Origin of the sequence: Paenibacillus sp. FSL R5-0341, assembly GCF_037975235.1 — a bacterium.
Lineage (GTDB): Bacteria > Bacillota > Bacilli > Paenibacillales > Paenibacillaceae > Paenibacillus > Paenibacillus amylolyticus_A.
In genome coordinates this window covers 6,148,415-6,161,552 of record NZ_CP150241.1, presented here as the reverse complement: position 1 = coordinate 6,161,552, position 13,138 = coordinate 6,148,415, and the positions used below count along the sequence as shown (strand labels likewise).

General features: G+C 53.8%; 9 protein-coding genes. 5 read left to right on the top strand and 4 right to left on the bottom strand.

Translation table 11 applies throughout. The annotated features are described in order from the left end of the window. Positions 1–111: 111 nt before the first annotated feature. The 5 genes from MKX75_RS27630 (at position 112) to MKX75_RS27610 (ending at position 8,465) form a co-directional block, all read left to right on the top strand. On the top strand, positions 112–609 hold the full coding sequence (locus tag MKX75_RS27630; protein WP_076333779.1) for a DUF6385 domain-containing protein: 498 nt from the start codon (positions 112–114) through the stop codon (positions 607–609). 45 nt (positions 610–654) lie between these two features. Next, positions 655–2,061, top strand: coding sequence for a DUF6385 domain-containing protein (locus MKX75_RS27625; RefSeq protein WP_339167628.1), 1,407 nt, complete (start codon positions 655–657; stop codon positions 2,059–2,061). Between the two features lie 79 nt (positions 2,062–2,140). Then, complete coding sequence (locus MKX75_RS27620; RefSeq protein WP_339167627.1) at positions 2,141–4,423, top strand: glycosyltransferase; 2,283 nt, start codon at positions 2,141–2,143, stop codon at positions 4,421–4,423. Continuing rightward, positions 4,380–6,332, top strand: a complete 1,953-nt coding sequence (locus MKX75_RS27615) for a glycosyltransferase (protein WP_339167626.1) — start codon at positions 4,380–4,382, stop codon at positions 6,330–6,332. Before MKX75_RS27620 ends, MKX75_RS27615 begins: the two co-directional genes overlap by 44 nt. A 48-nt stretch (positions 6,333–6,380) precedes the next feature. After that, the gene (locus MKX75_RS27610; protein WP_339167625.1) at positions 6,381–8,465 is read left to right on the top strand and encodes a glycosyltransferase family 2 protein; all 2,085 of its coding nucleotides are present in this window, start codon (positions 6,381–6,383) and stop codon (positions 8,463–8,465) included. 203 nt (positions 8,466–8,668) lie between these two features. On the opposite strand, the gene MKX75_RS27605 is transcribed toward MKX75_RS27610, so the two are convergent. From MKX75_RS27605 to MKX75_RS27590, 4 genes are read right to left on the bottom strand one after another with little or no spacing between them, the layout of a single operon-like run. After that, the gene (locus MKX75_RS27605) at positions 8,669–9,340 is read right to left on the bottom strand and encodes a class I SAM-dependent methyltransferase (RefSeq protein WP_339167624.1); all 672 of its coding nucleotides are present in this window, start codon (positions 9,338–9,340) and stop codon (positions 8,669–8,671) included. Next, positions 9,337–10,722, bottom strand: a complete 1,386-nt coding sequence (locus tag MKX75_RS27600) for a glycosyltransferase family 4 protein (RefSeq protein WP_339167623.1) — start codon at positions 10,720–10,722, stop codon at positions 9,337–9,339. The genes MKX75_RS27605 and MKX75_RS27600 overlap by 4 nt, the downstream gene beginning before the upstream one ends. Position 10,723: 1 nt before the next feature. After that, on the bottom strand, positions 10,724–11,719 hold the full coding sequence (locus MKX75_RS27595; RefSeq protein WP_339167622.1) for a glycosyltransferase: 996 nt from the start codon (positions 11,717–11,719) through the stop codon (positions 10,724–10,726). Next, on the bottom strand, positions 11,716–13,008 hold the full coding sequence (locus tag MKX75_RS27590; RefSeq protein ID WP_339167621.1) for a hypothetical protein: 1,293 nt from the start codon (positions 13,006–13,008) through the stop codon (positions 11,716–11,718). The genes MKX75_RS27595 and MKX75_RS27590 overlap by 4 nt, the downstream gene beginning before the upstream one ends. Between the last annotated feature and the right edge of the window lie 130 nt (positions 13,009–13,138).

Below are 13,138 nucleotides of genomic sequence, written 5' to 3'. Positions count from 1 at the left end.
AAAAATGGATTGGGGACTGAGCCGTATATCTGGAAATAAAGGCGGTTGCCGTGCCCGTATTTCCAATCCGGGCATACGATGCGTAAGCACATTTTTTAAGGGGAAATCGAGATGAGTCGAACAGCGAAGCGAAGCAAGAAGAGAACGAAGCAACCAACTAAATATGTTAGCCGTCGTCGCTCCCGTCATTCCTGCCGCGCTAAATTGCTGAAACCCCCTTGTTCCCGGATCACTCGTCCCCGGTTCAAGCAGGGTGCTTCCTCACGTACGAAACTCCCTGGTGCTATTCATTGTTTTACAGAGCATACGTATGTCGGAGCCGAGACCAGTAGCAGTATGGATTCACTCCCGGCGCAAGACACCTCATCACTCAGCATGTACACCTATGGCATTGTGAATCGCGGCAAACATCCGGCTCTTGTACAGATCCAGATCAGTCCCAATGCCGTAGACTATGCTGTGGACAGCCAGGAGGTGGTCGCGGGAGGACAGACCAAAGCGCTGGTACCATTGCGATTTTTGCATTACACCCGGCTTGCAATTCGATCCGTTGAACCGGATCAACCGACCCGGCTCGATGTTTACTTTCAGGCACAGCGTATGCCGTAAGGGAGTATGATCATACAGATTTGACCAGGGAGGAGGACGAGACACATGCCTAACTTTACAACATTTAACACGAATCCGGATAATCTGAGAACGTTGATCTTCGGTCAGGATAGTACAGGCACAGCCCAGCCCGTCAGAACCGATACGAGTGGGAATGTGGTTGGTATCATTTTGGACGGAACCATCAGTAACATCTCAGGTCTGACTACCGTTACGATTAACGCCGGAACCATTACGAACATTCTGAACGGAACGATCACGAGTGTACTTGGAGCAACGATTACAGCAGGTACGATTAACAGTGTGCTCGGAGCCACGGTTACCGCGGGTACATTGACGAACTTGCTGAATGGTACAATAACCAGTGTATTGGGAGCAACAATCACGGCGGGAACCATTACGAGTGTGCTGGGTGCAACCGTGACCGCAGGTACATTGACGAACCTGCTTAATGGTACCATCACGAGTGTGCTTGGAGCCACGGTGACTGCAGGAACATTGACGAACTTACTGAATGGTACGATCACAAGTGTACTTGGAGCAACGATCACAGCCGGAACCATCACGAGTGTGCTCGGAGCTACAGTAACGGCGGGGACACTGACGAACTTGCTGAATGGTACAATAACCAGTGTATTGGGAGCAACGATCACTGCTGGAACCATTACCAGCGTGCTTGGAGCGACCATCACAGCGGGTACAATCACAGGTATACTCGGAGCAACAATTACCGCAGGTACGATCACCAGTGTACTTGGAGCCACCATCACCGCAGGAACGCTGACGAACTTATTAAACGGAACGATTACCAGCGTGCTCGGCGCAACGGTAACAGCGGGTACGTTGACGAATTTGCTGAATGGTACGATTACGAGTGTACTTGGAGCAACGATTACAGCCGGAACCCTAACGAACTTATTAAACGGAACGATCACCAGCGTGCTCGGCGCAACGGTGACAGCGGGGACGCTGACAAACCTGCTGAATGGTACGATCACGAGTGTACTTGGAGCAACGATTACAGCCGGAACCCTGACGAACCTGTTAAACGGAACGATCACCAGTGTGCTCGGCGCTACAATTACGGCGGGAACGCTTAGCAGCGTGACGTCCATATCACAGAAGAGTTTTCAGGAAAACCAACTCATTAGCACCCCGACGGCTAACACCTTTACACCGCTTCCAGCAGTGACAACCAGTGTATTTGGTACGTATTCTTTCTTTGTATACAATAGGGGACCGGGTGTAAACCGGGTAGATGCTCGTGTTGAGATCAGTGCAAATGGTTCGAACTGGTACACAGATGTGACGACAGTAACGGGCATTTTGTCCGGGTCAGTGGATGTATTGGTTCCACAGCGTTTTCTCAAATATACACGCCTATCTTACCGCTCCAGCCTAGTTGGTGCACCAAGTACGATTGATGTGTTCTTCAATGGACAAGGCACATAACCCATTCATTTGTCATATAGGTACATGGAGTTCCTTTGGTGGACTTCATGTACTTTTTTTGTATTGGAGGTGGCTACGTTTGCAGAACCGTTTACTTGGAATTCATATGATTGTGCAAAATGAAGAACATCATCTAGCCCGCTGTCTCGACAGCTTGAAGCATATCGACACGGAATGCTTTATCACCGATACGGGCTCATCCGACCGTACGACCGAGATCGCCAGAACATACGGAGCGACGGTGTTGCATGCCCGCTGGGAGGATGATTTTGCCCATGCGCGGAATATCAGTTTGCCTCTGGCTGGCACCGAATGGGTCCTATGTCTGGATGCGGATGAGTACGTCATACAGGGGTTAGAAGAACTACTGAGCTATTTGCCCAAAGTCCATAAAAGCATTTCAAGATTACGCATTACTATAGAGAATCGATACGGTGAAGGGGCAGAGGAGAAGATGATCTCCCAACCGGTAAGACTGTTCCGTGCTAATCAAGGATATCGATATGTGGGACGCATCCATGAGCAGTTGGTTCGTAGCGGCCCGAGCAGGCTGGTCCTGAATGAGGCTGCTGATGGGGATAAGAACGAGAAATATACAGATGAAGAAAACGTATTGATCGAGACTGAACCGCTGGCTCCACTATGTCTCATTCATGATGGGTATCTGGCCTCCACGATTGTGAAGGAACATAAACCAAGACGTAATTTGAAGCTGATTGAGCGTGAACTTCAGGATGATCCTGCACAGCCTTTTCACCTGTACAATCTGGCAGTAACGTATTGCCAACTTGGTCAGATCGAACAGGCAATTGAAGCATTCCATGAATCGTTACGACGGACAGAGCTGCTCGCGCCATATCGCCCTACACTGGTTAGGGATTATGCGAAGACCCTTGTGGGATCGGAGCGCTACGACGAGGCGCATGCACTTCTGTCTGTGGAACGACAGCGTTATCCATCTTACGCGGATCTGCATCTGTTGTACGGTGAGACGTTGGAGCAGCAAGGTTTGGAGGAGCGTGCATATCAATCCTTTGCCCGAGCGACTGAGTGCCTGGAGGTGCCGGATAGTGATGGACAAAGTGATGGTGGTAGCACGTTAGATTCGCCATATGTAACGGAAGCCGGTTCTGATAGTTACAGAGCCTATACCGCGATGGCAAGACTTGCCCAGAAACGTGGATTCCTGAATGAGTCCGCACATCTGTACGGTCTGGCATTGGACAGCATGTTTGCATATGCTCCGGCATGGGTGGGGTTGGCAGATGTACTGCAACAATCGGGAGAAACAGATGAGAACATAGCAGAAACATTGCTCGCCAGATGCAGAGGGATTGAAAAGTCAAATCACGGTAATTCGATTCGGGGTGGAATGTCACATCCATCCTCCGTGAATAATGAGGCTCACCTAGTGCATGTGATTCGTATTCTTGCAGGCTGCGGGGCGTATGAGCAGGCGTTGAAAATGCTGGATACAGATGCGTGTAGTGCTCGTATTCAAGTAGCTGATCGAATACATTGGATGTTATGTGCGAATAGGGTTTCGGAAGCATTGCAACTGGCGGAAGAATACTGGGGCGCAGAGCGTATGGATGAAGTCAACTTGGGGTCTGAACACAGAATGGATTGGGCGCTGGCTTGCTGGGCCAACGGATTACGATTAACGGATACATTCCTTGCAACTACGCATTCACAGGAAAAGACGGTTTGGAAGGTCATGGATCGTCTGCTGGATCAGTTGACCAAAGAGCCGCGAAGCATGGAACCTGCGTCAGAAGAACAGAAGTTTATGGAGTGGGGTCCGCAGGCACAGATGGTGGCGGAGCAGGTTGTACAGCAGGCGATAAAGACTGGACAGCTTACGCTTGCTGAGCAACTGCATGAGCTGCGAGAAATCATGATACGTGAGCATCGGGGAAAGGCAGTAACGGTCCGGCGGGAGTTTGCAAGTCTGCTGTATCGCCACGGATATACCTTGGTAGCCGCGAATATCCTGATTCAGTGCATGACCGAGAGTGAGCTGGATGCCGAAGGGTTATTCTGGCTGGGTGAAACACTGTATGCCAAAGGGTATTATGATCAGGCATTGTCTCTGTTCGAGCAGGCTCTGGAGCGCGAGCCTGATCTGCAACAGGCCAGAGCTGGTGCAGCAGTATGTTACTTGCGGATAGCAATGGAGGTACTTCGACAGGAATTGGTTCGCTCCCCGTCGGCAGGGGCACTCGCGGCACAACATGCTGCACTGGAACAAAGGCTGCGGACGGCCGAAGGTATCTCATGGCGCACGATTTTCCATGCGAAGGAAAGGAGGAATCAACTTGCGAGCGGAACGCATTTCCCTATGCATGATCGTGAAGGATGAAGAAGAGTTACTGCCTCACTGTCTTGCTAGTGTCCAGGGAGCGGTGGACGAGGTAATTGTCGTGGACACCGGTTCATCGGACCGCAGCGCGGAGATTGCACAGCAATATGGAGCGGTGGTTGTGGCATTTGAGTGGTGCGATGATTTTGCCGCAGCACGTAATGCTGGCCTGGAGCGGGCTTCCGGCGACTGGATTCTCTTTCTTGATGCGGACGAGGCGCTCGATAGGGCTGCGCGGGAGCAGATCAGAAGCTGGACGACGGTCAGCGGATGTGACGGATTGTTTTTAAACATTCATAACTATACAGGTACGGGTCAGCAGGGGGTTACCGTGAATCCGGTTTTACGTCTCTTTCGCAATGCCCCGGAGCATCGGTTCGAAGGTCGAATTCATGAGCAGATTGCGGCGGCGATTTGCCGTAGGAACCCAGAGGCTGCTTTTCATGTGACGGACATGATGATCCATCATTACGGATATCAGACGGCGATTGTGGAGCGCAAAGATAAAGTGAACCGCAATGTCCGCCTGCTGCAACAGGCAGTGGAGGAAGAGCCGGATCAGCCGTTCCATCACTATAATCTGGGCGTAGAATATCTGCGTGTGGGGGAAGCGGAGCGGGCATTGGAGACGTTTGGTGTGGCTCGGATGGGGATTGATCCAGCGGTGACCAGTTACGCACATTTGCTGTTCAAATATGAAGTTCGTTGTCTACAGCACCTGAATCGCTGGCAGGAGGCATTAGATCGCATTGATGCTGCGCTTGAACTCTTTCCAGAGTACACGGATCTGATGCATCATCGTGGAGTCTGTGCAGACGCATTGGGGGATGCTGATCGGGCAGAATTATCGCTGCGTGAAGCGGTTCGCATGGGGCCACCTCCACCCATATACCATACGGAAGAAGGCATCGGCACCTATCAGACGTGGTATACGTTAGGCCGATTACTGGAAGGAAAGGCTGATCTTGAAGGCGCGGTGGATGCTTATGTAGAAGCGGTGCGCGCCAAATCCAGTCTGTTACCGCCGCTCTATCGGATATTCCGAATTATGCGAGTCTCCGGACAGGAACATCAGATTCCAGAGCTGGTGACGGAGCGTTTTGCGCTCGGATCGGAAGAGGCTACACACAAAGTATTGGGCATTCTGGAGCAAAGTCGTTGTTATGAAGCGGCTCTGGAATTGTTATCGGGTGTATCTTCACAACCTTCCGGAGAGATGAGGGAGCGTTTGTCCGTGGCTGAAGCGATGCTCCACATCCAGCAGGGAAGATGGAACAAGGCGCGTCTGAAGCTGGAACCCGTGAAGCGGAAAAAAGGGCTGCTCGCACTGATATCTACCCGATGGCTTGAGCGTTTGGAATGGATCGAGGGGAAGGAAGTCAGCGGAGATGATCCATTGACGTTGTGGTTGAAGCGTAGTTCTCAGGAAGGTGCAGCAGTAACTAATGATGAGGAATCTACTGTGCAGACGGGGAGAACGGTTGGTCTGAGAGTGGCAAAGAAGAAGGATATGAACTCCAGCATGGACGTAACGGTTGCGGGAACAGAGTATGACGGCTGGCAGGCGCTCGGACTGATGATGGAAGGATGTGTACAGTCGGGGAGATGGAAAGAGCTGCATAATCTGATTCAGATGTGTCGGCAGCAATTGGCGGGAGATGATTTATCTGTTGGGGAGAACGTTCGAGTGGAAGAGGAAGAGAACTTGAATGAGAATGGAATGGAGTCGTTCCCTGGGACTTCGGATACCCTCGCGGGAACCAGTTGGCTGGTGAAGGGATTGGTTAGTGCTGCGGATCATCATCTGGAGATATTCGCCCAACGTACGAATGGACAGCGACACCGTTGTTGGCCAATTGTTCAGCATATTCGGCTTGAATTGCCAGGGGCGGATGGGTTCGAGAGTTGAGCGATATTAAGTAGTTGCGGGGGTAAAGTTAATGCAGGTGGGCATTGGATGGGGCTGAATTCCGTTGGTGAGGTGGTGATGAATGTGGACACAGGGATTAGCTTGTGCATGATCGTAAAGGATGAAGCCGGACCACTCCAGCGGTGTCTGAACGCAGTCAGGGATGTTGTAGATGAGATCATCGTCGTGGATACTGGATCGGTAGACGATACAATTGAAATTGCCCGCCGCCATGGTGCCATTGTAATTCGCACAGAATGGAACGGAGACTTCAGTGAAGCCCGTAATCTGTCGCTGGCTGCTGCTACGAAACCGTGGATTCTGGTGCTTGATGCAGATGAAGTATGGATACAGACCTCGCAGATGAAGGCAGAACTCATGCAGTTGTTAGCCGCGAGCAGAGATGATGTATGGGGGTACTGGATACAGGTCACGAGTCTGTTGGGTGTATCCGGTGAAGAGCGTGTGACAGATGCGGTGTGTCGTTTGTTCCGAAATGATCCCCGAATTGCCTTTCAGGGCAGAATTCATGAAGAAATAGCTTCTTCCATCGTGGCACTGGCTCCGCAAGGTGTGCTTCATTCTGGCCTCGAGGTCATTCATTACGGATACCTGGAGCAGGTGATTACTACCAAAAATAAAGGTGCACGAAATATGCAGTTGATTCGTTCCGCGTTAAATCAGGAGGGCGACCAACCGGAGTTGTTATATGCTCTGGCTGCCGAATGGTTTCAGCAAGCGAAGTATGATGAAGCACTCCGATTGTTGCACCCATTATTGGCACAGCTTACACCTGAGTGCGGATATCACTCGGATCTGGTGCTGAAAACGGCTTACGCTTGGCGAGAGAGTGGTAGCCCGGAGAGGGCGCTTGCTGTGGTGGAAGCATGGGCGCCCGTGTATGAGGATTTTCCGGATTTGTTGGAGCTTGGTGCTGTACTTGAACTGGATCAAGGGAGAGAGGATGTAGCCTTGGACTGGTTAAAACAGGCTAGATCCGCTGCTTCCACGGCCAACCGATATACGTCAGTCTCTGGTGCTGGAACCTATCGCAGCCTAACACTGGAAGGCATGGCATATGACCGAGCTGGCCGCTGGGCAGAGGCAGAAGCCGCATACACGGCGGCGCTGGGCATGCAACCCGGCAGCGTGGCTGCATGGCAGCGGCTGTTGTTGCTGGCCGCAGCCACAGGGAGGCCGCATGCCATCGCCAGCGCAGCCGCCCGGGGAAGCTTGCCGCCTGCGGCATGGCAAGTGCTGATCGCGGCCGCGCTGGCTGCGCATCGGCCGGAGTGGCTGCTGCGCCATGCGGCAGCACTTGCTACCCCGCTGCGGGCACAGCCGCTGGCCGCCGGGCTTGCACTGGCCCAGCTGGGCGAGGACGCCGCGGCATGGGCGGCATTGCAGCCCTGGGCGGCGCATGCGCAGCACGGGCCTGAGGCGGCGCTTGCGCTGTGGGCGCTGGGCCGCAAGCAGCCCGGCGGGCGCAACGCCCGAGCGGCGGCTCGCCCGGCGGCTGCGCTGCCCGCAGCGGCCCACGCCGCTGAGGCGTTGCTGCAGCGCGGCGCAACGCCCGGCAGCAACGCTTCGGCGCGCGGCTGCGGCAGCCCGTCCGGCGGCTCGCCTGCCTGCGGCCCGCCTGCTCCTGGCGGCGTGCTCGCCGCTGCGCAAGCGCTCGCCAGCGTTGGCGCCTGGGCCGCATGGCTGCGCCTGCTGCAGGCCCTGCTGCCTCGCGGTGCGCTGGCGTTGCTTGCAGCGCTTCCGCCTGCGGCACGCTGCGGGCTGCTGCGCGCACCCGCGAGCGTCCGCGAAGGGCTGCTGGCGCTATGCGGCACGCCTGACGGCGCGCAGCAGCCCCACGCGGACGAAGTGCCCGCCCCCGAGCGCACCGCCCCCGAGCGCACCGCTCACGCGCTCCTCGCGGGCACGCTCGCGCTGCTCGCCGGGCGGCAGAACCTGGCGCGTGAATGGGCTGGATCGGCCCAACTCACTGCCCGGCAACCTGCCGCCACAGGTCGCCCGGCGACAGTGATCCCGCCGGGCTTGCAAACCTTGCTGCGCCTGACAACACCCGGCGCAGCCTCTGCCAAAGAGTACACCAACCAGTGCAACATGCTACTGGTACACCTGTAATCTGTCTTTCATCTTTAGTTCCCCAATCCCTATATATCCCCCACATATTCCCGTAATAGGACCTCCATTGAAAGTACAAAAGCAACGGAGCTGCCGGTAATCGGATTATTTCCCGAACCGTGCATGGTTCCGTTGCCCATGGGTCGATCCCTCAAGTCCTCAATTATCCATTCTGCATTTAACCCAACGCAACTCCACCAGTCTCAACCTTTGCATATCACTGCGCGAAAACAGCGGATTGGCGTGCCGTACATGTCTGACCAGATAGCATCGTCCGGCTCCTCCACATTCAGCTTATCTTCAATGGTTAGTCCGGTGACCGCCATGATCGTCTCCAGTAGATCAGGCCGCATCTCGGGCACATCGAAGGTAGCGATCAACTGTCCGTTTGGCTTCAGCACCCGGGCGAATTCACGAAATGCACGCAGCATTGTGCCTGTATCCAGATGCTCCAGTACAGAAATACAGAACACCCGATCAAACTTACCCGATTCATACGGAAGCTGGGCCAGATTAGCCTTTGAACGGTGCAATCGGACGAGAGTTGATTCCGGCAGATCCTGAGCGGCTTGCTCGCCAAAATCAGCAGCAATATCCAGCCGGATTGCCTCTTCAGACAAAATACGTTCATCCCAATCGCAGGCGTGAACCTCGCGGCAGTGTTCGGCAAGCCAGAATTTGAACGGATGGGAGATGCCGCAGGCTGCATCAAGGACCACATCGTCCGGACGTGCAAACCGCCGGGCCCATTCATATTCATAGGGACGGCTCCACCATGCCGGATGCAAGGGGAAGACCAGTGTGTCCGTTTTAGGGTCACTTTGCCGAATGTATCTTGATTCCATGAATTCCGTTGCCTTGGGCGTATCCATCATCCGCGAATTCCCTCCTTCAATCCTGTCTCTGCCAAAAAAGATTCCAACACCGTGCTCCACCGGCTCCGCCACCTGGTTAGATCATAGGACAGTGCAGTCTCGCGCGCATAGATTCCCAGTCGTTCTCGCTCTGCCCGATCCTGTACGAGACGAACCAGTGCGGCGGTGAGTTCCTGCTCACCAGGAGGTACCAGCAGCCCATTAAACCCGTCCTGAATCAGATCATTCAATCCGCCAACATTGGAGGCGATTACTGGAAGTCCACAGCTCATCGCTTCCAGACAGGCATAGGAGGTGCCCTCTGAGAAAACGGTTGGAATTACGGCGATATCTGCCTGATGGTAGGCCACCCGAATATCCCGGAAATCATACGTGCGCTGGTTAATTCTCGCTGCATGTGGGTGAGTACGATGCCAATAACGGAAGGCTCTCCCGACCGTACTGCCTTCGACCAGTTCCCCGGCAAATTCAATCTCCAGATCTGGAAAAGCACCCAATAGCTTATCTGCTGCCAGCATCATCGGAATAATGCCGCGTTCCATGCTGATGCGGCGCGGATATATAATGCGAATTGGGCGGGGAGGGGTCAAACTTACATCCACAGCTTTCTTTTCAACCTGTCCCCGAATTGGACCATTAACCTGGTAGTCAGCATCTGCTTCTATTAGAATATCGTTAGCCCTACCTCTGTTCGTTCCATCACCACCCGCTCCACCCTTGCTCTCTACAGCTTGCACCCCTGATATAACTGCATCAGCCTTCTCCTCATGACTCGCCAGATCGGTCTTCCATGCAGCAAGCCATTCGTCTTCCTGTTCCTGCTCTAAGGTCCGCGTTGGCGGGGCTGGTGTGAAATAGGACGTATCCACTGCATTGGGAATGAGGACAACCTGCCTTGGATCGGTATAGGTACAAGCGGCTCGGCAAAAGGTCTGGAAATGGGAATCCACAGACACGATGCGCACAAGTCCATCCAGAGCCAGCTGAATGTGTTCTGCTACTTGTTGTTTGGTATCCAATGGCAGACCGGGACGATCCCAGTTAATGCCGTGACAGATGCCAAGACTGCCTGGTTTGTAGGTGATGGGTTGCCACAGACAGCTCGCATAGATCACAGGTCCGCGTGCCGCGGCGGCCATCCGGTCAAAGGCTTCGGGCACATCATTCATGTCATATGCATAGCCAAATACATCAATCTGCTCCGTACGCGTCTGAAACGCCTCAAAATAAGAGAGCTGATGAACCTCGGGAATGTGCCCGAGCCCACGGATGACACTGCACAGATCCAAAATGTAGCGCTCCAGTCCACCGCCAAATACCCGGCCAAATTCCCGATTGTACCCATCGGTGAAGCTATGTGTCAGAATACTCACCACGCCCATTTCACTGTCCCTCCTTCCAGGGAAGCAGCCGAGGTTCCGGATCGAGGATCGACTCGTAGTGTGCAAGATTTCCCCACTCACCGCTCGGATCAATACGTTTGTAGCGCAAGTATTTACGAACCCGATCTTCCAGGCTGCCGGCCCAACCGAGGTGCTGAACCTTCAGCTCCGTGCTGATCCCAGGCAATACAGTGCAGGACAAGGGAAGGCGGGGAACATGATGATTCTGCTGTGGATAAAAATAAGGATATCCAGGCATATACCGTACAAGTGAAGCGGTGTGCCGTTTATGCAGACACCAGAGATCATCTTCCCGGTAGTGGGTCCGGCCACCCCACATATCGTAGAAACGAAATGCAAACCAGTCCGCATACTCCTGATTAATCAGAGTGCGTATGGCTTTCTTGGCCTCTGTGCTGTATAGCTCATCCGCATCAACCGAGAGCAACCAGTCGGGACGTGTTCCCGCAGCCGCTTGCCATAAGGTATTGCGAAGCCGCCATTCCTCGGCGAACAGCGGTTTCTCCAACACTTCCAGCCGGACCACCTTCGGATAGGCTTTGCATATGTCCGGGGTTCCGTCTGTGCTTGCATCGTCCACAATCACGATCTCATCCACGAACTCACTCAGATCATGCAGTACCTCTTCAAGGTATCGGCCACGTTCATTGCGAACCTGGAGCATGGCGGTCAGTTTGTTGCCTTTGCTTTTGCGAACCCGACGAATGGAGAATGGCTCTTCGAAAACATTTGTTTCCTCTTGTGATACAGCAGCATCCTGTTCTCCCTGACCTTGTACGTCGCCCCAGTGATGAATTTGGCTTCGAGTGCTCGGCGTTGGTTGTGCATGATCCGACGTTTGATCGCCATTTCCCAATGCGTCTGTATGTGTCCGATCGACTGTTTCCGTTGGCGTATAAGTGGTTTCGGTTCGGATATCCCTGTGCACCATCGGCCCATTCACCTGTTGTCTACGCTTCTTCGGGTCCAGCATCATGGCACCTCCCCAAGCAATTGCTGTACAGCATGATCCAACAGCTCCAGTTCGACAATCCGGGCGAGCGCATCTTCATCCTCCAGTGCCGTTTCGAGAAAATGTCGGACTGCCCCGTGTCGCTCTCCTCTTAGAGCCAGCGCACTTCCGGATAATTGCTGATAATCCCGGCGACTGGCATCATCCTGAATATCGACTGCATGCACCAGAGCAAGTGCCTCTTCCACACGTCCAGTCTCCTGATAGATGCGGAATTTCCAATGTCTCGCCGTTTCTCCGCCAAGTTCGTCCAGGATACGCAAGGCGTTTCCGTAATCATCGTTAATACGTAGCAATTCCGCTCGTACAAGTTGATCTTCTCCCGCTTCAAGCCAGCGGCAGAGCTGTTCATAATGATGTCGTTCTTGTTCGTCGCGCGCACTGATACCGTACACCAGCAGGGCGTCCTCCAATTTCCCGGCCCGGGCATGGATGGCAGACAGGAAGCGATAGTGGGAGACTACGCAATCGCTGCGACCATTCATGACCGCATGAGTGAAGGCTTCTTGCAGTGAATGGATAGCCCTAGGATCTTCAAGCAAGTACTCATAGGCTGCCAGCAAAAAGGATATCGTCTCATGGGCGCCTGCTTTGGCTCGGAGCTGGCGGTAGAAGTCAGCACGTACACTGCATTGAAGCAGGGTGACGCTATCCAGCGTTCCTGACAGGATCTGCCGCAGCGCATGCAGGAAGAACAGTTCGTAGTCACGGAGAGGGACTTCTAGGTCATCCTTTTGCATCGTACCCGCAGGTGTAGGATCTTCGCCGCCTAGCCAGACAGCGCGTACACCTTGGAAAAGCAGCTTCATATATCGTGTTTCGGAGGAGGTACCCACCAGATCGGCGATGCCAACCAGTTTGGAAATACTGCTTTCCCATAGCGGAGAAGTTGCTTCATCCCCAGCAGGCTCAGGGAGCAGAACAATACATAGCTCAGGCTCCAGCGAAGCTGTAGCCATAAGCCAGTACGGATGGGTAACGACCGCAACGGTTCGTGGTTCCAGTAATAGCTGCTCGGCTTCAGGAAGGGAGATCACGGTGATGACCGAAGGTACATCCGCTGTTTGCGTCAGGCTGCTGACATAGTAGACATCTCCCTCGATCGACAGCAGCGCAGCAATATCGGGATAGGGAAAGGATGACCAGCCTCCTTTGCGGGGGAAGAGAACATACCGGACAGGGGGCTGTGCCGTAGTAACCTCATCCGGGCCGACTTCGAGGGCTGAATCAGGTAACGGCGCAGAATTTTCCATAAATTGTTCACCTCACCTTGACTGAATTATGGTGCGTCATTCTCTCTGCATGTGCTTCATGCTTTCACTTCATATGTAAAGCCCTCACGGCACTTCGCATGTTATGCCTGAGACTAACATATGGGCATTC

What these genes read in the sequence shown, in the direction of transcription:
- MKX75_RS27630 (WP_076333779.1), top strand. Translation starts at nt 112, where the DNA reads ATGAGTCGAACAGCGAAGCGAAGCAAGAAGAGAACGAAGCAACCAACT.
- MKX75_RS27625 (WP_339167628.1), top strand. Translation starts at nt 655, where the DNA reads ATGCCTAACTTTACAACATTTAACACGAATCCGGATAATCTGAGAACG.
- MKX75_RS27610 (WP_339167625.1), top strand. Translation starts at nt 6,381, where the DNA reads ATGGGGCTGAATTCCGTTGGTGAGGTGGTGATGAATGTGGACACAGGG.
- MKX75_RS27605 (WP_339167624.1), bottom strand. Translation starts at nt 9,340, where the DNA reads ATGATGGATACGCCCAAGGCAACGGAATTCATGGAATCAAGATACATT.
- MKX75_RS27600 (WP_339167623.1), bottom strand. Translation starts at nt 10,722, where the DNA reads ATGGGCGTGGTGAGTATTCTGACACATAGCTTCACCGATGGGTACAAT.
- MKX75_RS27595 (WP_339167622.1), bottom strand. Translation starts at nt 11,719, where the DNA reads ATGATGCTGGACCCGAAGAAGCGTAGACAACAGGTGAATGGGCCGATG.
- MKX75_RS27590 (WP_339167621.1), bottom strand. Translation starts at nt 13,008, where the DNA reads ATGGAAAATTCTGCGCCGTTACCTGATTCAGCCCTCGAAGTCGGCCCG.